The organism is Polaromonas sp. P1_E3 (genome assembly GCF_056405935.1).
Genome location: NZ_JBFUBD010000003.1, coordinates 49,852 through 70,812, shown reverse-complemented (window position 1 = coordinate 70,812; position 20,961 = coordinate 49,852). Strand labels below are relative to the sequence as shown.

General features: G+C 62.8%; 21 protein-coding genes and 1 pseudogene. 5 read left to right on the top strand and 17 right to left on the bottom strand.

Annotated features, from left to right (window positions below; genetic code table 11):
- Positions 1 to 7: 7 nt before the first annotated feature.
- From AC1D0Z_RS01430 to AC1D0Z_RS01375, 12 genes and pseudogenes are all read right to left on the bottom strand, one after another.
- Positions 8 to 841, bottom strand: coding sequence for a shikimate dehydrogenase family protein (locus tag AC1D0Z_RS01430; RefSeq protein WP_477656495.1), 834 nt, complete (start codon positions 839 to 841; stop codon positions 8 to 10).
- A gap of 10 nt (positions 842 to 851) precedes the next feature.
- Positions 852 to 1,298: a type II 3-dehydroquinate dehydratase gene (aroQ, locus tag AC1D0Z_RS01425; RefSeq protein ID WP_477656463.1), complete on the bottom strand. Its 447-nt coding sequence runs from the start codon at positions 1,296 to 1,298 to the stop codon at positions 852 to 854.
- A 69-nt stretch (positions 1,299 to 1,367) separates the two neighbouring features.
- The gene (locus tag AC1D0Z_RS01420; protein ID WP_477656462.1) at positions 1,368 to 2,420 is read right to left on the bottom strand and encodes a Gfo/Idh/MocA family protein; all 1,053 of its coding nucleotides are present in this window, start codon (positions 2,418 to 2,420) and stop codon (positions 1,368 to 1,370) included.
- A gap of 79 nt (positions 2,421 to 2,499) precedes the next feature.
- Positions 2,500 to 3,507 carry a TRAP transporter substrate-binding protein gene (locus AC1D0Z_RS01415; RefSeq protein WP_477656461.1) on the bottom strand — a complete coding sequence of 336 codons (1,008 nt, stop codon included), beginning with the start codon at positions 3,505 to 3,507 and terminating at the stop codon, positions 2,500 to 2,502.
- Positions 3,508 to 3,606: 99 nt separating this feature from the next.
- The gene (locus AC1D0Z_RS01410) at positions 3,607 to 4,890 is read right to left on the bottom strand and encodes a TRAP transporter large permease subunit (RefSeq protein ID WP_477656460.1); all 1,284 of its coding nucleotides are present in this window, start codon (positions 4,888 to 4,890) and stop codon (positions 3,607 to 3,609) included.
- Complete coding sequence (locus tag AC1D0Z_RS01405) at positions 4,887 to 5,417, bottom strand: TRAP transporter small permease (RefSeq protein ID WP_477656459.1); 531 nt, start codon at positions 5,415 to 5,417, stop codon at positions 4,887 to 4,889. The genes AC1D0Z_RS01410 and AC1D0Z_RS01405 overlap by 4 nt, the downstream gene beginning before the upstream one ends.
- Before the next feature lie 152 nt (positions 5,418 to 5,569).
- On the bottom strand, positions 5,570 to 6,268 hold the full coding sequence (locus AC1D0Z_RS01400) for a TetR family transcriptional regulator (RefSeq protein WP_477656458.1): 699 nt from the start codon (positions 6,266 to 6,268) through the stop codon (positions 5,570 to 5,572).
- A 32-nt stretch (positions 6,269 to 6,300) separates the two neighbouring features.
- Positions 6,301 to 7,122, bottom strand: a complete 822-nt coding sequence (gene aroE / locus AC1D0Z_RS01395; RefSeq protein WP_477656457.1) for a shikimate dehydrogenase — start codon at positions 7,120 to 7,122, stop codon at positions 6,301 to 6,303.
- Positions 7,119 to 8,342: a CaiB/BaiF CoA transferase family protein gene (locus AC1D0Z_RS01390; protein WP_477656456.1), complete on the bottom strand. Its 1,224-nt coding sequence runs from the start codon at positions 8,340 to 8,342 to the stop codon at positions 7,119 to 7,121. The genes aroE and AC1D0Z_RS01390 overlap by 4 nt, the downstream gene beginning before the upstream one ends.
- 58 nt (positions 8,343 to 8,400) lie before the next feature.
- Entirely contained in the window at positions 8,401 to 8,883 is a 483-nt protein-coding gene (locus tag AC1D0Z_RS01385; protein ID WP_477656455.1) for a MaoC family dehydratase, read from the bottom strand.
- A 10-nt stretch (positions 8,884 to 8,893) separates the two neighbouring features.
- Positions 8,894 to 9,304: a VOC family protein gene (locus AC1D0Z_RS01380; RefSeq protein WP_477656494.1), complete on the bottom strand. Its 411-nt coding sequence runs from the start codon at positions 9,302 to 9,304 to the stop codon at positions 8,894 to 8,896.
- 18 nt (positions 9,305 to 9,322) lie between these two features.
- Positions 9,323 to 10,264 (bottom strand): annotated as a pseudogene (locus AC1D0Z_RS01375) (ketopantoate reductase family protein); the annotation flags it as partial.
- Between the two features lie 102 nt (positions 10,265 to 10,366).
- Here AC1D0Z_RS01375 and AC1D0Z_RS01370 point away from each other — a divergent pair.
- A complete protein-coding gene (locus AC1D0Z_RS01370; RefSeq protein ID WP_477656454.1) occupies positions 10,367 to 11,293 on the top strand; it encodes a LysR family transcriptional regulator in 927 nt (308 codons plus the stop codon).
- A 40-nt stretch (positions 11,294 to 11,333) separates the two neighbouring features.
- Here the strand turns inward: AC1D0Z_RS01370 and AC1D0Z_RS01365 are convergent, their stop codons facing one another.
- Together AC1D0Z_RS01365 and AC1D0Z_RS01360 are read right to left on the bottom strand one after the other, a co-directional pair.
- Positions 11,334 to 12,545: a CaiB/BaiF CoA transferase family protein gene (locus tag AC1D0Z_RS01365; RefSeq protein ID WP_477656453.1), complete on the bottom strand. Its 1,212-nt coding sequence runs from the start codon at positions 12,543 to 12,545 to the stop codon at positions 11,334 to 11,336.
- Positions 12,538 to 13,479 (bottom strand): hydroxymethylglutaryl-CoA lyase, encoded by a 942-nt coding sequence (locus tag AC1D0Z_RS01360; protein WP_477656452.1) that lies wholly within the window; start codon positions 13,477 to 13,479, stop codon positions 12,538 to 12,540. The genes AC1D0Z_RS01365 and AC1D0Z_RS01360 overlap by 8 nt, the downstream gene beginning before the upstream one ends.
- 110 nt (positions 13,480 to 13,589) lie before the next feature.
- On the opposite strand from AC1D0Z_RS01360, the gene AC1D0Z_RS01355 reads away from it, so the two are divergent.
- Positions 13,590 to 14,318 (top strand): IclR family transcriptional regulator, encoded by a 729-nt coding sequence (locus tag AC1D0Z_RS01355; protein WP_477656451.1) that lies wholly within the window; start codon positions 13,590 to 13,592, stop codon positions 14,316 to 14,318.
- Between the two features lie 16 nt (positions 14,319 to 14,334).
- Here AC1D0Z_RS01355 and AC1D0Z_RS01350 read toward each other — a convergent pair whose 3' ends face one another.
- A complete protein-coding gene (locus AC1D0Z_RS01350) occupies positions 14,335 to 15,261 on the bottom strand; it encodes an aldose 1-epimerase (RefSeq protein WP_477656450.1) in 927 nt (308 codons plus the stop codon).
- 80 nt (positions 15,262 to 15,341) lie between these two features.
- A complete protein-coding gene (locus AC1D0Z_RS01345; protein WP_477656493.1) occupies positions 15,342 to 16,220 on the bottom strand; it encodes an SMP-30/gluconolactonase/LRE family protein in 879 nt (292 codons plus the stop codon).
- Positions 16,221 to 16,407: 187 nt separating this feature from the next.
- Between AC1D0Z_RS01345 and AC1D0Z_RS01340 the strand changes: the two genes are divergently transcribed.
- Positions 16,408 to 17,220, top strand: coding sequence for an SDR family NAD(P)-dependent oxidoreductase (locus tag AC1D0Z_RS01340; protein ID WP_477656449.1), 813 nt, complete (start codon positions 16,408 to 16,410; stop codon positions 17,218 to 17,220).
- Positions 17,221 to 17,409: 189 nt separating this feature from the next.
- On the opposite strand, the gene AC1D0Z_RS01335 is transcribed toward AC1D0Z_RS01340, so the two are convergent.
- Positions 17,410 to 18,369: a LysR substrate-binding domain-containing protein gene (locus tag AC1D0Z_RS01335; protein ID WP_477656448.1), complete on the bottom strand. Its 960-nt coding sequence runs from the start codon at positions 18,367 to 18,369 to the stop codon at positions 17,410 to 17,412.
- 104 nt (positions 18,370 to 18,473) lie between these two features.
- Between AC1D0Z_RS01335 and AC1D0Z_RS01330 the strand changes: the two genes are divergently transcribed.
- Both AC1D0Z_RS01330 and AC1D0Z_RS01325 read left to right on the top strand, forming a co-directional pair.
- Positions 18,474 to 19,925: an aldehyde dehydrogenase family protein gene (locus AC1D0Z_RS01330; protein WP_477656447.1), complete on the top strand. Its 1,452-nt coding sequence runs from the start codon at positions 18,474 to 18,476 to the stop codon at positions 19,923 to 19,925.
- 53 nt (positions 19,926 to 19,978) lie between these two features.
- A complete protein-coding gene (locus AC1D0Z_RS01325; protein WP_477656446.1) occupies positions 19,979 to 20,944 on the top strand; it encodes an ABC transporter substrate-binding protein in 966 nt (321 codons plus the stop codon).
- The last annotated feature ends 17 nt before the right edge of the window (positions 20,945 to 20,961 follow it).

The window sequence follows — 20,961 nt, the reverse complement described above, 5'->3', positions numbered from 1 at the left end:
CACTTTCTTAATAACTCAGCCGGGCCACCGATCGCAATACGTCGGGTGTGGTGGTTGGCAGGCCAAAGAATTCCAGGTAAGCCGGGATCTGTTCAAACAGCATGTCCGAACCCACCTGCACCGTACAACCTCGCGCCTTGGCCGCCGCCAGAAACGCGGTCATTTCAGACTTCATGACCACCTCGCCTACAAAACTGGAGGCGGCGATGCGCGAGACATCCATGGGCAAAGGGTCGCCTTCGTTCATGCCCATGGGCGTGGCATTGACGACGAGGTCGTATCCTGCCGGGTCGTTGGAGCCGGTGGAAAGTTCCAGTGCCGCGTAATGCTGACGCAGCCGCCCGGCCAGGGTTTGCGCCGAGTCCGCATTGACGTCGCAAAGCGCCAGTGCGCGCACGCCGGCATTGGCAAGCGACGCGGCAATGGCCGAACCCACACCGCCGCTGCCGACAACGAGTGCGCGTTTGCCGCGCGGATCAAACCCCTTGCGCTGCACGCCGCGCACAAAACCTTCCCCATCAAACATGTCACCCGCGAGTTTGCCGTTGGCGTCGCGTCTGACGGCATTGCAGGCGCCGGCGATGCGTACCGTGGATGTGGCTTCGTCCAGTAAATCGACTGTCGTGACCTTGTGCGGCATGGTGATCAATGCGCCCCGGACGTTTTCCAGGTTGAACACGCTGCGCAAGAAATCGGGGTAGTGCGCCGCCTGGCAGCTCATGGGCACCACCACCGCGTTCACCCCTGCCTGCTCAAAGTAGGGGTTGTAAATCATCGGCGCCTTGAACGAATGCGTCGGGTAGCCGATGTGGGCGATGAGTTCGGTATGGCCGTTGATCAGCATGAGAGCTTTACTTCTTTGCGGCGTTGGCTGCGGAGACGGCCGCGCGCAAGGCCAGAAGGTAGCTGTCTGCGCCAAAGCCGCAGATCTGTCCCTTGACGATTTCGGCGAACACCGACACATGGCGGAAAGGCTCGCGGGCATGGATGTTGGACATATGCAGCTCGACAACCGGCACGGTGAGGATGGCCAGCGCGTCGCGGATGCCGTAGCTGTAATGCGTCCAGGCGCCGGCGTTGATCAGCACGGCATCGACCTTGTCGGTAAATGCCTGGTGAATCCGTTCGCACATGTCACATTCGCTGTTGGTCTGGAAATGGTCCACCTCGGCGCCGAGCTCCCGGCCCAAAGCCTGCAGGCTGGTGTTGATTTCGTCCAGCGTGATGGTGCCGTACTGCGCCGGGTCGCGTTTGCCGAACATGTTGTGGTTGATGCCGTGAAGCATGAGCACTTTCATGGTGATTTCTTTCCTGGTGGTTGACGTTGTTTGTCGTGGTTTGATTTGTGTGTGGGAGGGTCGAGCTGCTTAAAAAACGGGCAACTCGATCACCTGGCCGGTTTGGGCGGCCTGGGCGATGGCCTCGGTGACGCGCAGGTTCAGCAGGCCGTCGCGGGCGCTGACCAGCGGCGGCGCATCACCGCGAATGACAGCGCAGAAATGCTCCAGCTGATGCTTGAGTGGATCGTCGCGCACCACGCCGGCTACGCTCTCGTCAAATGGCTTCCACCAGGAGCGGTCTTCCGGCCTGGCGTAGGTTTTCAGGCGCATGGTGGGAATTGACAGGCTCCCGTTGGTGCCCGAAATCACGTAGCAGTCTTCGTCGCCGTAGCTTGGGTAGGCCTTGTTTTCCTCGGAGGTTTGCTCCCAGCTGCGCGCGCAGGCGGCGGTATCCGACAACATGAAGCTGCCCAGCGCGCCGCTGGCAAAACGCAGATTGATGGCCACCGTATCTTCCACTGGAAAGCCGCGCGTCGCGTTCGAGGAGAAAGCCTGCACCGCCACAATGTCACCGCAGAGCATGCGCAGGTTATGCACCTCATGGATCATGTTCAGCAAAATGGGGCCGCCGCCGACTTCGCGGCGCCAGGGTGCATCGTCGTAGTAGCGGTCAGGCTTGAAGAATGTGGCACTGCCCATCACGGCGACCAGCTTGCCGAGTTTTCCCGAATCCACGATTTCCTTCGCCTTGGCCATGATGGGGCTGTGCGCACGGTGGTGGCCGATCAGGACCCTGGCGCCGGTTTCTGCGACCGCCCTGACCAGTTGTTCACCTTCAGCAAGCGTGGGTGCAAGGGGCTTTTCCAGCAGGATGGGCACGCCGGCCCTGATGCACTGCAGGGCCTGCGGCACATGCAGCTGGTTCGGTGTGGCAAGGATCACGCCGTCGGGACGGTTCTTGCTTAGCAGCTCATCCAGCGATGGGTACAGCGCAACGCCCGCCCTGGCGGCGATAGCCTTTGCCGCCGGCGCAGGATCAACAACGGCCGAAAGGATGCACGTCGGACTCTCTTGAGCCACAGCCATGTGGGCCAGGCCGATGTAGCCGGCCCCTGCGACTGCGATGCGGATTTTGCTCATGAAGGAAGATACCTGGAACCGGAATGGAAGAACAGGCCGGCCCGGCGCTTCAGTGCGCCGGGCCGGCCAGGGCGTGAACCTATTTGCGCAGTTTGGCGAGCTCTGCCTGCAGTGCGCCGACCACATCGGCACCCACGATGGCCGAGTGCTTCTCGATCACGGGCTTCATCTTCTCGCGAAATTTGGCCATCTCCGCGGGACTGAACTCGCTGACCTGCATGCCGTTCTTCTTCAGGTTTTCGAGTGCTGCACCGGACTGTTCGCGCGAGGCCTTGCGCTGGTAGACGGCCGCTTCGGCGGCCGCGTCCGAGAAGATTTTTTTCTCATCGTTGCTCAGGGTGTCCCACAGCTTTTTGCTGACGATCACGGTTTGTGGGTTGTACTGGTGGTTGGTCACCGCCAGGTACTTTTGCACTTCATAGAACTTGTTCGCGTTGATGACCGTGAACGGGTTTTCATGGCCGTCAATGGCTTTCTGTTCCATCGCGGCATAGACCTCGGGAAAAGCCATGGGCGTCGGGTTGGCGCCCAGGGCGGTCACCCAATCGATGTTGATGGCATTGGGAATCACGCGCAGTTTCAGGCCGGCAATGTCGTCCACCTTGGTGATGGGGCGCTTGCTGTTGGTGATGTTGCGAAAGCCGAGTTCCCAATAAGCCAGCCCGTGGATGCTTTTGGCATCGAGTTTGGAGAGCATCATTTTCCCGAAAGGCCCATCCACCACGGCATCGGCTTCCTGCGAGCTGGCAAACATGAATGGAAAATCGAAAACGGCAAATTCCTTGGCCTGGCTGGCCAGGATGCCGGAATTCATCACCACCATTTCCAGCGTACCGCCTTGCAGCGCGGAGATGTTCGGTGCATCGCCGCCCAGCACACCGCCGGGGAAGAGGTTGACCTTGATCTTGCCGCCTGATTTTGCCGTCACGGTTTCAGCGAATTTTTTCATGCCCATCACAATCGGGTGGCCGTCCGGGTTTTGCGTAGCAAACTTGACGGTGCGTTCCTTGATGTCCTGGGCCGAGGCCATGCCGAGGGCCGCCAGGGCGACGGTGGCGAGGACGGATTTGATAAAGAGGCGTTTCATGGTTGTCTCCGGTTTTTGGATGGAATGAGGTGTCACGGTACGCTTTGACGTGGCTGCCGGCCGTGGCGTACCCAGCACGCCCGGCAGCATGGAAAGTTGTCAGCCGCCGTAGAACCAGCGCGCCGGGATGATGACGATTTGCGGAAAAGCCACCATCAGGAACATGATGGCGAACTGGGCCCACATGAAGGGCAACACGCCCTTGGTGACTTCGTCCATGCTCACCTTGCCCACCCCGGCCACCGTGTTCAGCACCGTGCCCACCGGCGGGGTGATCAGCCCGATGGCGTTGTTGATGATGAACAGCACGCCAAAGTACACAGGGTCAATACCGGCGGCCTTGACGACCGGCATGAGCACCGGCGTCAGCAGCAAGATGGTGGGAGTCATGTCCAGCGCGGTTCCCACCACCATCACCAGCACCATGATGGCCAGCATCAGCAACCGCGGGCTGTCCAGAAGCGGCTGCAGCAGGGCAACCACCTGGCCCGGAATCTGCGCCACGGTGATCAGCCAGGCCGACACCATGGCGGCGGCCACCAGGAACATCACGATCGCGCTGGTCTTGGCGGCGCCCACGAACAGCGGGTAGAGCTTCCTGAGCGTGAGTTCCTTGTAGACGAGCACGGAGACCAGTATTGCGTACACCGCGGCAACCACGGCGGCCTCGGTCGGCGTGAAGATGCCGAACTTCAGGCCGAACACCACAATCAGCGGCAGCACCAGCGCCCAGGTCGACTCCTTCAACGCCACCAGGACTTCTGCACGGCTCTTGCGCGGCGGGGCCTTCACCGCCTCCTTGCGCACCAGCCACCACCAGGTCAGCCACAGCGACAGCCCGAGCAGGACACCCGGGAAGATGCCGGCGAGGAACAACTTCGAAATTGATACGTTGGCGGCGACGCCGAAAATGACAAAGGCAATCGAGGGGGGGATGACCGGCGCGATGATGCCCGCCGATGCGATCAGCCCTGCGGAGCGCGCCTTGTCATGGCCGGCAGCCACCATCATGGGCAGCAAAAGCGACGCCAGCGCAGCCGCATCGGCCACGGCGGAGCCCGACAGCGCCGCCATGATGACGGCCGCCACGATCGTGACATAGCCCAGCCCGCCCTTGATGTGTCCGACCAGGGCCATGGCGAGGTTGACGATGCGGCGCGACAGGCCGCCCGCGTTCATGACTTCTCCGGCGAGCATGAAGAAGGGCACGGCCAGCAGCGGAAAACTGTCGGCGCCGTTCACGACGTTTTGCGCCAGAATCTGCGCGTCGAACATGTCGAGATGCCACATCAATGCAGCACCACACAGCAACAGGGAGAACGCGATCGGGATGCCCAGCGCCATGGCAGCCAGCAGCGATCCGAGGAATATAGCGATGGTCATGCCGGACCTCCTTCATGCGGTTGGTCTTCGGATTCCCTGATCATCATCAGATCGCTATCCCCGGTCTTGCCGCTGAGCAGCCGGACCAGGTCCCGCAGCAGCAAAAGGCCGCCGAGTACGGCGAAGACCATGCCCGCGCCGTAGAACCAGCTCATGGACACTTCCATCACGGCACTGGTGGTGGTCCAGTTGATCTTGACCTGCTCCCACGCACCGCGGAACATCAGCCAGCAGGTAAAAATCATCAGCAGGTAGCCGATGCCGAGGCAGATCTTCTTGCCCGTGGCCCCCAGGCGCCCCACCAGCATGTCGGTGCCCAGATGCCCGCGCTCGTTGATCGCCACCACGGCACCGAGAAAGGTCAGCCAGACGAACAGCCAGCGGGACAGCTCCTCTGACAGATTGATGCCCGAGTTGAAGCCATAGCGCAACACCACGTTGCCGAACACCAGCACCACCATCAGCGCCAGGAACAGCGCAATCACGCCGTCCAGCACCCGGCAAAACCGGTTTATCCACTTGTCCATGTTGTCTCCTTTTTATGCGTGGCCGCGCGCGCGGCCCTCCAGCGCCAAGCCTGTTGAGGATTGCCTTAACCCATAATGTACGAACTAGTTAGTTTTAAACAAATCGGTAAAAACCCGGTATACCCCGACGGAGAGCCGGCGGCGGATCCGGACTATTTGCGCACGAAGCGCACGATCATTTCGATGATGCTGTCGCGCCGCGCCGTCATGGCGCGCCCTGACTGCGTGTCGCTCTTGAAGATCAGCCCGAAGGTGTGCTGGTTGGAGACATTGAAGAAGGTCAGCGCGGAAATCGACGCATGGATGTCGATCGGATCCAGGCCCGTGCGAAATATGCCTGCGGCCACGCCGCGCTCGTAAAGCTTGCGGATGGCATCGATGGCCGGCACATTGAGCTGCTGGATGATCTTGCTCTGCGCCAGGTAGCTGCCGCGCTCCATGTTCTCGGACATCACCAGCCGGATATAGCCCGGGTTGCTGTGGTGATGGTCGAAGGTAAAGCCCACCAGGCGGCGCAGCGCATCTTCCGGCAGCAGGTCTTCCAGGTGCAGTTCCGCCTCGATGCTGCGCATGCGCCGGTACGACTCCTCCAGCACGGCGAGGTACAGCCCCTCCTTGCTGCCGAAGTAGTAATAGATCATGCGCTTGCTGGTCCGGGTGGCCGCCGCAATCTCGTCGATGCGCGCGCCGCTCAGGCCCTTCTCCGCGAATTCGGCCGTTGCCACTTCGAGGATGCCGGCCATCGTGCGTGCCGGGTCGTTGGTGCGCGTGGCCGTCTGCACAGCCGGGGCCTTGCTTTTGCGCGCACGCACCCTGGCCGAAGCTGCCTGCGAATGTACTGTTTCGTCCATTCGCGGAGTATAGGGGGCGGGATGAGGTCATGTCATACCAGCGCAATGGTGATGCGTTCAATCGCAGCGCGTGTATCGGGCCGCACGCCGCGCCACCACGCAAAGGCTTCGGCCGCCTGCTCTACTAGCATGCCCACGCCATCGGCCAGCCGCCGGGTGCCCGCGTTTTGCGCCAGGCGCAAAAACGGTGTGAGCCCTTTGCCGTATGCCAGTTCGTAGGCCAGGCAACCGGGGGCGAACACGCTTGCCGGCACCGGCGGCAGCTCTGCGCGAAGGCTTGCCGAGGTGGCATTGAACACCACGTCAAAGGTCTGCCCCGCCAGATCCGGATAGCCGCAGCCGCGGACATTTGCCTGGGCAGCGCCCATCGCCTGCAGTTCAAGTGCCCTGGCAACCGTGCGGTTGGCAATCACCAGTTCGGCCGGGGCCTGCGCCAGGAACGGCAGCAACGCCCCCCGGGCCGCTCCGCCGGCGCCCAGCAGCAGCACGCGTTTGCCTTGCAGCTGGCAGCCCAGGTTGTGCGTGACGTCGCGCACCAGGCCAACGCCGTCGAAGTTTTCGGCAATCACGCGTGTGCCTTCAAACCTCATGGCATTGGCTGCCCCCGCGAGCTGCGCCCGTTCCGAGCGTTCGGTGGCATAGGCAAAGGCGTCGAGCTTGAATGGCGCGGTAATGTTCATGCCTTTGCCGCCCAGGGCGCGGAAGGCATCCACGGCGCCGGTGAATCCGCCCGGCGGCCCTTCGATGGCCGTGTATTCCATGTCCTGCCCGCTAGCCTGCGCGAACATGCCGTGGATCAGCGGCGATTTGCTGAACCCTATCGGGTTGCCGATGACGGCATAGCGGTCGGTCATGGCTGCACCTCTGCATACAGCACGCCGTCGCGCTCCATCGCCTCAATGTCGGCAGCGCTATAACCAACGCTCGCGGCGATCTCGCGGTTGTGCTGGCCCATGCCGGGGGCAACGCAGGCGGGCGAGGTGTCGCACTCCGAAAACCTGAAAGGCAGGTTGGGCAGGCGGATCTTGCCCAGTACCGGGTGGTCCTGCTCAATCACCATGTTGCGCGCCTGAATTTGCGGGTCATTCAGCACTTCCTCGATGTTCTGCACTTTGGCGCTGGGCACATCAATCGCGTCCAGCGCGGCCAGGCATTCGGCCACGGTACGGGCCGTTACCCAGGCTTTCGCCAGGGCGAGTATTTCGGCACGGTTTTCGTTGCGCCCTGCGGCGCTGTGAAAGCGCGCGTCAAGCGCCAGCGCTTCGCCGCCTATGAGCTGGGCAAAACGCTTCCAGGCATCGTCGACCTGCGCGGCAATCACGAGGTAACCGTCGCTGGCGGCAAACACGCCGTACAACGTGCTTTGAGGCATGTCGTGCCCGGTTTGTTGCGGAATTTCCTTGCCGCCCGAGAGGGTGTAGCACTGCACCGCATAGTCGTGCATGGACACCAGGCAGTCGTACAGGGACAAGTCAATATGCTGGCCCCTGCCCGACTTGATGCGGCCCAGCAGCGCGGCACATACCGCCGCCACGCCGTGGATGCCGGTGTACATGTCGCCCAGTGAAACGCGCAGCAGCGGCGGTGCGCTGCCGGGCTCACCGACCATGGCCATGATGCCGCTCTTGGCCTCGGCAATCAGGCCAAAGCCGGCACGGTGCGCGTCCGGGCCGGTATGGCCATAGGCGGAAATCGAGCAGTACACCAGGCCAGGGTTGCGCCGGGACAGCTCGTCGTAGCCCAGGCCGAGTTTTTTCAATGCGCCGGGGCGGTAGTTCTCGACGAATACGTCAGCTGTGTCGGTGAGCTTGTGCATCATTTCCAGGCCGCGCGGATCCTTGAGGTTGATGCACAAGCCCTTCTTGCCCATGTTCTGCTGCAAAAAATAACCACTCTGGCCCTTGATGAAGTAAGCGTGGGCGCGTCCCGCATCCCCGTCCTTTGGCCGCTCGACCTTGATGACGTCTGCGCCCATGGCCGCCAGGCAGCGCGACAAATAAGGCCCCGCCAGGAAATGGCTGTAATCGACAACGCGGATGCCCGCCAGCGGCAGCGCCTGGGTAGTTTTATCCATAAAAACCTGAGTTCATCCTTGTGTAGCAAGCGCAAGCAGCTATGTTTTTAATAGCAAATCATTTTTCGGCTGATGGCCGGCGCGGCACCATCAGGCGGTGCTCGCCCTTTTGCACCACCTGCCCGGCCTGGTTGATCAGCTCGGCTGGCAGCACCACGATGCCCCAGCCCGGTTTGCTTTTGGAGGGCCGCATGCTGGCCACACGAAACTTCACATGCAGCGTGTCATTGATCTTGATGGGCAGCAGGAAGTCCCAGGTCCAGCCCAGCGACATGCCGGGCAGGAATCGGTATTCGCACTGGGTTTTCAGGCCGTCGGCAACCGACAGTCCCATCAGGCCGTGCGCAACACGGCAACCAAAGTGCGAGGCGTTGGCGTAGGCTTCATCCACATGCACGGGCGTGAAGTCGCCTGTGAGTTCGGCGTAGGCATCAATGCGCGCGGCGGTGAAGGTATAGGACGGGCTGGTGCACTCGTCGCCGACCTGGGCGTCGTCCCAGTATTTTTCGGGCGAGGCGAACTGGATGTTGGGGTTGGGCATGAGGTGCCTTTCAGACTGTGGCGGCTCTGGGATTGATTGCCAATACAGCAGACACGCTGCCGGTACTGGCCTGGATCAGCTCGACGGCCAGGCCGTCGGGCAGTTGCAGCCAGTTGCGGCCCTGGGGCAGTTGCTTGACGCCCCATGCCTTCGACCCGGCCAGGGCTACCTCCAGGTCGTCAACCATGATGCCCAGATGCGCCAGCCAGCCCGCGTCGTTGGACGGCGGCGCCGCAAAGCCGGGCGTACTCATGAGCTGCAGGCCGCCGATCGTCCAGTACTGGTGCGGTGCGTCCGTGGGGCCGTCGATCTCGCGCACATCCATGCCCAGCACCTCCAGGAAGAAGTTGATGTGCCACTGGATGTCTTTGACGCGTACCGCAACGTGTTCTACATAGGATTTTTGTTTGTGAGGGGCCATGGTGTGCTCTTTTGAATCGCGTTGACGAGGCTGCGCGCGCTCAATACCCTTGATGCAGGCCACCAGGGCCTGGTTGACGGGTGTGGGTACGCCGCATTTCGCGCCCTGGCGCACTACCGCGCCGTTCACAAAGTCGATCTCGGTGATTGAGCCCTTCTCCAGGCTTTGCAGCATCGAGGTTTTGAACGCGTAGGGCAGGCCTTCGCCAGCCTTGACCCACGGCTGGCGCGGGTCGGTGGTAGCCAGCGTGACGCCGCTGGCTTTCGCCACCGCCATGGCTTCGGCCACGGCCGCAATGCCGCAGGCCTCAAGCTCGGGCACCTGGTACATCTCGCCATAGGGCAGGCGCGTGGCGGCGCTGACGGCGCCGGTGGCCACATTGACCAGGAGCTTGTCCCAGATGGTGCCGATGATGTTGCGGCTGACGGTGGTGTCGAGCCCGGCGGCGTTGAAGGCGGCGGCAATGCGCTGCACGCGCTCCGTGATGCAGCCGTCCAGTTCACCCAGGTGGGTGTCCTTGCCGCGCGTTCCAATCAGCACATGCCCGGCGCCAAGCTGCGTGCCCCCCGCATAGGTTTTGCCGGCCAGCACACGCTCGCGGCCCACGATGCTGCCCAGGATGTCTTCGTGCCCCAGCCCGTTTTGCAGTGACAGAACGACCGTGTCCGGCCCCAGCAGCGACAGGGCTGCCTCCATGGCCGGGCGGGTGTCGAAGGACTTGACCAGCACGATCACCAGGTCCACCACGCCGGTGTCCATGGCCACGCCTCTGGCAGAGGTGGCAGCATGCACCGGCACGCGACGGTCTATACCGCCGTCGCGCAGGATCAGCCCGCGGCTGTTCAGGGCCTCCACCTGGGCGACATTGCGGTTGATCAGCCAGACCTCGTGGCCAGCCTCCGTCAGCACGCCGCCTAGTGCGCAGCCCAGCGCGCCGGCGCCCAGAACACAGATCTTCACTGCACAACTCCTTCGTGATTCAGGAGCGGATTTTGGGCGGGGCTCCACCATGTCGTCTATGCAGTAGTGACAATACTAACCATTGCATATCACAATAGAGGTATGGAAAACCTGGATCTGCTGGACATCAAGTTGTTGCGGCTGCTGGACCAGCTCTACACCACCCGCAGCGTCACCCGGTCGGCAGAGGCCCTGGGGCAAAGCCAGCCCACGGTTAGCATCTGGCTGGCGCGCCTGCGCAAGCAGCTTGGTGACCCGCTATTTGTGCGCACGGCCGACGGTATGCTGCCTACCCCACGCACCGACACGCTGATCACCACGGTGCGCGAAGTGCTGGGCGGGTTGCAACGGCTGGCCCAGTCAGAGGCTGCCTTTGAACCGTCGACGGCACAGCGGCGCTTTCGCATCTGCATGACCGACGCCAGCCACGTTACGTTGTTGCCGCGGCTGCTGTCCCATGTGCGGGCTGTGGCGCCGGGCGTGGCGCTGGAAGCCGCGCGTATCGACGCCGGCCTGGCGCATGCCCTGCAGGCAGGCGAGGCCGATCTGGCTGTCGGCTTTCTGCCCTGGCTCGACACGGGCTTTTACCAGCAGACGCTGTATGGCCAGGACTGGATTTGCCTGGCCAATGCCCGGCATCCGCGGGTGGGCAGCGAATCAGGCGCCGGCTGGAGCCTGGACGTCTACCGGGCCGAGGCGCATATCGGCATCAGCTCAGGCACCGGCTACCAGCTGCTGGACAGCGCCCTGGCGTCACAAAACATCTCGCGCCGGGTTCTGCTGGAGCTGCCGGGCTTTCTGGGCCTCTCGGCCATCTTGTCGACCACCGACCTGATCGCCACGCTGCCGCGCCACATCGGCGAAACCCTGGCCCGCGCCGCTGGTCTCCAGGTGCTGCCCTGCCCGTTGGCGATTCCCGGATTTACCGTGAAGCAACACTGGCATGCCCGCTACCACCACGACCCGGCCTCCCGCTGGCTGCGCGGCGTGTGTGCCGAGTTGTTTATGAAAAGTACCTCCAGCCCTTGATAGCCGTGCGCAGGCAGCTATATTTTCTATAGCAAAAAACTCAGCGTGTCACACGGTTGGCCTGAAGAGCCTGGATGGCGTCCTCGTCATAACCGAGCTCCCGCAGCAGTTCGCGGGTGTGTTCGCCAAGCATGGGCGGGTTCAGGCGCACCCCCGGGCGCTTGCCACCCAGGGTCAGCGGCAGCAGCACGGTGGCGCTTTTTTCCCCCGCGCGGGCGCCGTCAGTCAAGGTGATGGGCGCCAGCCCGCCCGTGGCCTTGAGGTGCGGGTCGTCAAACAAATCCTGCGGGCGGGTGATGGGCGCGAACGGCAGCGCATGTTTTTCAAACACGGCGCCCAGTTCGGCCGCGCTGTGCCCAGCCAGGTGCGAGCGCAGCAGGGGCATCAGCCATTCGCGCGCAAGCACCCGGTCGTTGTTGGTCACAAGCCGGGGGTCGGCCCGCAGCTCCTGCAGCCCAAAAGCGTCGCAGAAAACGGCCCACTGCGTGTCGCTGACCACGGCCAGGAAAATCTGCTCGCCGTCCCTGACCGTGAACACGTCGTAAATCGCCCAGGCTGAAATGCGGCTGGGCATGGGCGCGGCAGGCTGGCCGGTCACTGCGAACTGCATCATGTGCTGGGCCACCAGGAAAACATTGTTTTCAAACAGTGCGGCCTGCACTTCCTGGCCCTTGCCTGTTTTCTCTCGCGCGGCCAGCGCGGCCATCGCGCCGATGGCGCCAAACATGCCGCCCATGATGTCGTTGACACTGCTGCCGGCGCGCAGCGGGTCGCCGGCGCGGCCCGTCATGTAGGCGAGGCCACCCATCATCTGCACCACTTCGTCGAGTGCGGTGCGGTGGTCGTAGGGCCCCGGCAGAAACCCCTTGTGGCTCACGTAAATCAGGCGCTCGTTGAGCTGCGAGAGGCTGGCGTAATCCAGGCCGAGCTTTTTCATGGTGCCGGGCTTGAAGTTCTCGCTGACGATGTCGGCGGTGGCAACCAGCTTGAGCACCAGCTCACGTCCCTCGGGGGTCTGCAGGTCAACGGCAATGCTTTTTTTGTTGCGGTTGAACAGGGGGAAAAATCCCGCACCCGAGCCGAGCAGCTTGCGGGTGTTGTCCCCCGAGATCGGCTCCACCTTGATGACCTCGGCGCCCAGGTCGGCCAGCACCATGCCGCAGGTGGGGCCCATGACCATGTGGGTGAATTCGACGACACGCAGCCCTGCATAGGGCAGGCTTTGTTCGCCGGATATGCTGGCTTCAGGCATGCAAACTTTCCTGTGCAAAATTTTTGGGAAGGCCCGCCTCGGGCGTCATGCCGTATATCGGTTCGCCCGGCAATCCGGCCTTGAGCGGCTCGCGCGAGGCCATCAGCTTTGCAAGGTCCACCCCCGTGGAAACGCCCATGGCCTCAAACATGAAGACCAGATCTTCGGTGACCACATTGCCCGACGCGCCTGGTGCGTAAGGGCAGCCACCCAGGCCGCCCAGCGAGGCATCGAAAGTGCGCACGCCTTCTTCATACGCGGCCAGGCAATTGGCCAGGCCCAGGCCGCGCGTGTTGTGCATGTGCGCCGCGCCGGCCTTGGCGCCAAGCTCGGCGCGCAGGCGCCTGAAGAGGCGGTGCACCTGCGCGGGGTTGGCATAACCGACCGTGTCCGACAAGCCTGACTCATCCGCGCCGGCGGCAATACATTGGGCGGCCAGCCGGATCACATCGTCCTCAGGCACCACTCCCTGCAGCGTGCAGCCGAACGCCGTAGAGATGGCGGCCTCGAGTTTGACCTGCGGTGCAAGCTCGCGGCGCAGGCCGGCAATGGCCCGCACTTCTTCGACCATCTCTTCGCGCGTCTTGCGCACATTGGCCAGTGAATGCGCTGCGCTGGCTGATACCGGCATGGTCAGCTTGTGCACGCCGGCCTGCAGCGCTGCTTCAGCGCCGCGGCGATTGGGCACCAGGGCCATGACCGTGAGGCCGGGCAAGGTGAGCGCGTGCTGCACCACCTCAGCCACATCGGCCATTTGCGGCAGCAGTCTGGCGGGAACAAACGAACCCACTTCAATCTCGCGAAGGCCGGCCGCATGCAGGGCGGTGATCCACCGCAGCTTGTCGGCGGTCGCCATGGTGCGGGAAACGCTTTGAAGGCCGTCGCGCGGGCCGACTTCACTGATCAGCACCTGGTTGGGCTGGGAGATTTGCATCACCTTCAGTATTCTGTAAGATAGAACCATATTCTTTCTAATGAAATAATGAAGCAGGTTGCCGGCACTGTCAAGCGGGCAATCGACACGAAGGCCCAGGAGATTGAGCCATGCCGCGCAAAGCCCAGACCGAATCTGTTGCAGACACCCATGCCGCGCCCGGCGGCGCCGCGGCAGTGGACCGGGCCCTGTCGCTGCTGTCAGCCTTCAGGGCGGGCGACATTTCACTGGGGCTGGGTGAGTTGGCGGAGCGCACGCAGCTTTACAAGAGCACGGTGCTGCGGCTGCTGGCCTCGCTGGAGCACGCGCGGCTGGTCCAGAGGCTTGCCGATGGCCGCTACGCACTTGGTGCAGAAGTGGCGCGGCTGCATGGCGTTTACGCCGCTTCCTTTTCGCTGGACCGTGTGGTGTTGCCGGTGCTGCGTGAGCTGGTGACAGCCACCGGCGAGAGCGCGGCCTACCATGTGCGCCAGGGCGAAGCCCGCCTGTGCCTGTACCGCGTGGATTCGCCGCACCCCATCCGTGACCACATCAAGGCAGGCGATCTGCTACCCGCCGACCGCGGAACGGGTGCTCGTATTTTGATAGCGTTTGGCGCCGGACAGGTAAGGGCTGGCAGCCCAAAAGACCGTCAGCTGTACGCCAGGATCCGTGAGCAGGGTTACTACACGGCCGTGGGCGACCGGCTGGCCGAGGTGGCCGGTATTTCGGCCCCGGTGTTTGGGGCCGATGGTTCACTGGCAGGCGCACTGACGCTCACCATGCCCGGCAACCGTTACAGCGAACGCCACGTCAAACCGGTGCTTCAAGCAGCCCGCCGCCTGACGGGCCAGGTTTAAATACCTCCGCTGCAGTTCAGCCTTGCGCGCCGATGGGCTCGATGCGCCACTGGATGTTGAGCGAAAACTGTTCCCCGGGGCCCAGCACACGCAAGCCGGGCCGGCCCGGCAAGTGAAAGGCATCAATGGGCTGTGTGATGGGCTCAAAACAAAACGCGGACCCCTGTGGTGGCCGGTAGACCAGGCAGAAGTGCTGCGCAGCACCGCCATCGCGTGCAAAGTCCGGCATTCGGGCCGTGACCTGCAGGCCCAGTTCGGGCCAGGCGATGCCGGCCTTGCCGCCCCAGCCGGTGTAGCCGTTGTCAATGAGCGGGCCGTTGGCCGGCGCGCCTTTGTTCAGGTCCCAGCCTGCCGGGAAGGTGGTGGTGTGCGCGACCGGCATCGGATCCTCAGCGCAGAGCCAGACCCCCTCTACCGGCGCGGTGATCCGCGTTTGCGGGGTGCGGGGGAACCAGGGATGCACGCCCAGGCCATACGGCAGTGGCGTAAGGCCCAGGTGGCGCACCTGCACCTGCTGGTCCAGCCCGCCCTCGACAAGCCGGAAGGTCTGCACGGCTTCGTAGTCATAGGGGTTGCCGTCAAAGCCCTGTGACACCAGTGTCATCACCAGGGTGTTGTCCTGCGGTTGCGAAATTTGCCAGGGCTGCAACCAGCCGTCGCCGTGGATGGGATAGGGTTCGCCCGCGCGGTTGAGGCGCATGGCGTGAAATTGCCCTTCATGCGTAAACCCGCCGCCGCTGATACGGTTGGACCACGGCACCATGGCGAATGAAGCGGTCTGGTAGAGGTCTTCCGTTTGACCATCCCAGGGCCGCCAGAGATCCAGCGGGCCTTGCGGGCGGTCCAGCTGCCAGGCGGCCACGCTGCCGCCGAGTGAAGGCACCAGCCCCAGGCGCTGGCCGGCATGGCGCAGCCAGACAACAGGGTGTGTGGAATCGGTCATGGAAGAACTTTCATGGCGGGATATTGAAGAACCAGGAATACAAGAACGTATGCGAACGTAAAGGAAGTTTTGTACAAAAGTCAGCCGCCAAACAGCCCGGCCGGCACACCGGGGCTGTCGATGGCCACCGCGAAAAGCCCGCCCGCCAGCGGCTGCGCGGCGAGCTGTTCAGCGGTGAGCCCGATGCGGGCGCTGGTGATGAAGAGTGTGCGCATGTCCGGCCCGCCAAAGGCACAGTTGGTCACCTGGCTTGCGGGCAGCGGTACACGGCAAAGCTCCTCTGCGGTGACCGGGTCGTGGCAGCTGACGCAGGCGCCGCCCCAGTGGGCGATCCACAGCCGTCCGGCGGCATCCGTGGTCATGCCATCGGGCACGCCGTCCTCCGTCGAAAAGGCCAGCCAGAGGCGCTTGTTGGACAAGGTCCCCGCCGCACCATTGAAGTCATAGGCATGGATGCGGTTGTTAACGGTGTCGTTGAAATAAAGTGTGCGGCCATCGGCGGACCAGGTGGGGCCGTTGGTCACGGCGAAACCCTCGTCATGCCGCGTACAATTGCCGTCTGGGTCATAGCGGTATAGCGCGCCCGTCGGGGCCAGACAGTCAAAGTCCATGGTCCCGGCCCAGAAACGGCCCTGTGCATCACACTTGCCGTCATTGAAGCGATTGCCCGGTAGCGCCGGCTCCGGCTGGTGCAGGTAGCGTGGCCGCTGGTCGCCCAAAGCCGGGTCAAACAACGCAAAGCCGCGCCGCAGCGTCACAATGAGGCCGGGCGCATGGGTTCGTTCGGCCACCGCAGAAATTTCCTCGTCAAAGGCCCAGGTGTTGCGTTCGCCGGTAGCTGGGTGAAAGCGGTGCAGGCGGCGTGAGAGGATGTCGACCCAGTACAGGCACTGTTCACGGGGCGACCACAAGGTACCTTCACCGAGCAGGGCGCCCGCGGGATCAAGGCAATGAACCATGCCGGGAGCAGGTGTGGCTGGCCGCTGCCGATGCGTGACCGCAGGCGTGTCCGGGATCAATGTCACTCACGTCTCCATGTTGCGGGCCCATAGTGCCGACCCTTGGCCTCTTGACGCGATGGATGATATCAATGCATAGTGATGTTGGAAACTTATTATTTTTTAATTGATTGATACATAAATTGCAATGTCGAACATTTCCAGCTCCATACCCATGCGCACCGCTCCTTCAACCGAAACCCTGTCCGTCTTTCCCAGCCTGAACAAGCGGTCCGTTTTTGTCACCGGGGGCGGAAGCGGCATAGGCGCCGCCATCGTGACGGCATTTGCGCAGCAGGGCGCGCGCGTGGCCTTCATTGATGTCGCCGGCGAAGCCAGCGAGGCGCTTGCGCAGCAGCTGGCGGATGCGGGGCATGCCCGTCCGTGGTGGCGCGCTTGCGATGTGCGGGACGTGGCCGCGCTGCAGTCGGCCGTCGCCGATGCGGCAAGCGCATTGGGCGACTTCTCGGTGTTGGTCAACAACGTTGCCAGCGACGACCGCCACAGCCTGGAATCCGTCACCCCCGCTTATTACGACGACCGCATCGCGATCAACGAACGGCCGGCTTTTTTTGCGATCCAGTCGGTGGTGCCCGGCATGCAGCGGCTCGGCGCCGGCTCCATCATCAACCTCGGCTCCACCGGCTGGCAGGGCAAGGGAACCGGCTACCCGTGCTACGCCATCGCCAAGTCTTCCGTGAACGGTCTGACGCGCGGGCTCGCCAAAACACTGGGCCGCGACCGCATCCGCATCAATACCGTGTCGCCGGGCTGGGTCATGACAGAGCGGCAGATCAAGCTCTGGCTGAATGCCGAAGGCGAGAAGGAACTCGAGCGCAACCAGTGCCTGCCCGACAAGCTGTTGCCCCACGACATCGCGCGCATGGTGCTGTTCCTGGCATCCGATGATGCCGCCATGTGCACCGCGCAGGAGTTCAAGGTCGACGCCGGCTGGGTGTAGGCCAACCTCCCCCGAAGCGCCTGCGGCGCCCCGTACCGTCGCCCGAGGCGACGGCTCTTCGGAGCCGTCCAAGCCTGCGCGGGCAGGCTTGGAGCCGCGGCTCTCAGCCCCTCAGGGGGCGGTACCAGCGGCCCGGCAAAGCCGGTTCCGCGGTGTCCTGGCCCGGGCGGTGAAGGGTGGCGAAGGTTTTTAATCCGCTTCCAGCTTACGGCCGTAGAGTGTCAGGCTTGCTGTCTTCAGCGCTTTCATCATGACCTTGGCGGCCGGCGATGGCAGCCGGTCGGTGCGGGTGATGATGCCGAAGGCGTCCATGTGGCAGGGCATCTCCAGCGGCAGCACCGAAACGATGCCGTGCGCTGCGTAATACCGCGCCACATCGGCCGCGACCACGGCCACCATGTCGCTTTGCTGGAGCATGCGCGTAATGAAAAGCAGCGCTGAAGACTCCACCACATTGATCGGCGGTGCGAGCCCGTCCTCCCGGAACATCAACTCAAACCGGTGCCGCAGGACGCTGCCCGCAGGGGGCACGATCCAGGCAGCCGCGACCACATCCCGCAGGGTGAGACCCGAGACCCCCAGCAGCGGATGTCCCGGCCTTGCCATGGCGCATACCGGCTCTTCGATCAGGGGCTCATAACGCAGGTTGGTCTTGTCATGTTCGGCAAAAAGCCGCGCTACCAGGATGTCCAGCTTGCCCTGCTCCAGCCGCTCCAGCAGCACCGGGCTGGTTTCGATGTCCAGTGAAATGCGCAGGCTGGGGTGCTCCTGCTTGACCACGGCCACTGCAGACGGCAGCAAGGCCAGCCCGGGCGATGTGATTGCACCGATGCCCACATGGCCGAAGTGCCCGGTTTTGAGCGCGGTAAGTTCATCATGGGCCTGGTTCAGGCTGGCCAGTGCCATGCGTGCATGCCTGATCATGGTTTCGCCGTACCAGGTAGGCCGCATGCCGCGGGGCAGGCGCTCAAACAGTGACACCTCGAGCACGTCTTCCAGATCTTTGAGCAGCTTGGAAGCCGCTGGCTGGGTCATGCTGAGGACCTGTGCCGCGCGATGAATGTTGCCTTCCTCCGCCAATGCGACCAGCAGCAGCAACTGCCGGGTTTTGAGCCGTGCGCGGATGAACCAGTGGTTGTAAGTGCTCATGGGGTTTTCCAGAATGCGTAGAACGATATCTATTTTGGCAAAAAAATGATTGGATTGATATCAAAACTGATCATAGACTGCGAAGCTATGAAAACGAGGCTTTCATGAAATTCGGCGAACTGCAGCAAAACGCCAGGCTTTATATCAATGGGCGTTGGGAAACGGGCACCACCACAGGTATCAGCACCAACCCCTCGGATACGCGGGAAGTGGTGAGTGAATATGCGCGCGCCGACCGCACCCAGACCGAGGTTGCCATCCGGGCGGCTGCGGAAGCCCTGCCGCACTGGAGCCACAGCACCCCGCAACGCCGGGCCGACGTGCTTGACCAGATCGGCACCGAAATCCTGGCGCGCAAGGATGAGCTGGGCCTGCTGCTCGCACGGGAAGAGGGAAAAACACTGCCCGAAGGCGTGGGTGAAGCGGCAAGGGCCGGCCAGATCTTCAAGTTTTTTGCCGGTGAAGCGCTTCGCGTTCAGGGGGAGACCATGGCGTCGGTGCGCCCCGGCGTCCAGGTCGACGTGACGCGTGAACCGGTCGGTGTGGTGGGCATCATTGCGCCGTGGAATTTCCCGCTGGCAATTCCGGCCTGGAAGATTGCCCCCGCAATGGCCTACGGCAACACGGTAGTCTTCAAACCGGCCGAACTGGTCGCCACCTGTGGCTGGGCGCTGGCCGAAATCATCAGCCGTTGCGGGTTGCCGGCGGGTGTGTTCAACCTCGTCATGGGCAGCGGCCGGGAAGTCGGGCAAACGCTGGTCGACCATCCGCTGGTCAATGCACTGAGCTTCACGGGCTCGGTGACAACCGGCGAGCGCCTCCTCCAGTCGGCTTCTGCGCGCCGCGCCAAGGTGCAGCTTGAAATGGGCGGTAAAAACCCCCTGGTGGTGCTGGCCGATGCCGACCTTGACCAGGCTGTCGAGTGCGCTGTGCAAGGCTCGTACTTTTCGACCGGCCAGCGCTGCACCGCCTCAAGCCGCCTCATTGTGGAAGCGCCGGTGCACGATGCATTCGTTGCGCGCCTGCGCCACCGCATTGCCGCGCTTAAGGTGGGCCATGCGCTGGAGCGGGGCATTGAAATGGGGCCGGTCGTTGACCGCGGCCAGCTCGAGCAGAACCAGTCGTACCTCGATATAGGGCGCAACGAGGGCGCCGAGCATGTCTGGGGCGGCGAGCTGCTGGAACGCCCGACACCAGGTTATTACATGAACCCGGCGCTTTTCCTGGCCCGGCCGGAACACCGCATCGCGCGCGAGGAGATATTCGGGCCGGTAGCCTGTGTCCTGCAGGCCGATGACTTTGACCACGCACTGGCCATGGCCAACGACACGCCTTTTGGCCTGTGCGCAGGCATCTGCACAACCTCGCTCAAGCATGCCATGCACTTCAAGCGCCATGCCGAGGTCGGTATGACCATGGTGAACCTGCCGACAGCGGGTGTCGACTTTCACGTACCGTTCGGTGGCCGCAAGGGATCGAGTTATGGTGCACGTGAGCAAGGCCGGTACGCCGCCGAGTTTTACACCACCGTCAAAACCGGATACGTTCTGGCCTGAGCAATTGAGATTCAAGAGAGAGCTGTCAGTTCCATTTCAACCAAGGAGACAACATGAAAATCCAACGCCGTACCCTCGCTGCCGCACTCGCCTGCGCCCCTATTGCCGGCCTGCTGCCGGTTTCAGCATGGGCGCAAAAGCCTATTGTGCTGGGCTTTAGCCAGGTCGGCGCGGAGAGCGAATGGCGCACCGCCAATACCGAATCCATCAAATCAGCAGCAAAAGACGCCGGCATCGAACTCAAGTTCTCGGATGCGCAGCAAAAGCAGGAAAACCAGATCAAGGCAATCCGCTCCTTCATTGCACAAAAGGTGGACGTGATCGCGTTCTCGCCTGTGGTCGAGTCGGGCTGGGAAACCGTTCTGCGTGAAGCCAAGGCCGCCAAGATTCCCGTGGTGCTCACCGACCGCTCCGTCAACGTGAAGGACACCTCGCTGTATGTTTCCTTCATGGGTTCGGACTTTGTCGAAGAAGGCCGCAAGGCAGGCCGCTGGCTGGTCGAAAAAATGAAGGGCACAAGCGGCCAGGTCAATATCGTCGAGCTGCAAGGCACGGTAGGCTCCGCACCGGCCATCGACCGCAAAAAAGGCTTTGAAGAAATCATCAAGGCCGACCCGAAGTTCAAGATCATCCGCTCCCAGACAGGTGACTTCACCCGGGCCAAGGGCAAGGAAGTGATGGAGGCGTTCCTCAAGGCCGAAGGCAAAAAGATCAATGTGCTTTTCGCGCATAACGACGACATGGCCATCGGCGCAATTCAGGCGATTGAAGAGGCAGGCATGAAGCCGGCAAAGGACATCACCATCATCTCGATCGACGCCGTCAAGGGTGCTTTCGAGGCCATGATGGCCGGCAAGCTCAATGTCTCTGTGGAGTGCAGCCCCTTGCTGGGCCCGCAACTGATGGCGGCCGTAAAAGACATCAAGGCCGGCAAGCCGGTTCAGAAACGTATCGTTACTGAAGAGGGAATTTTTCCGATGGAAGTGGCAGCCAAGGAATTTCCCAAGCGTAAATACTGATTTGTGCGCTGCAATAG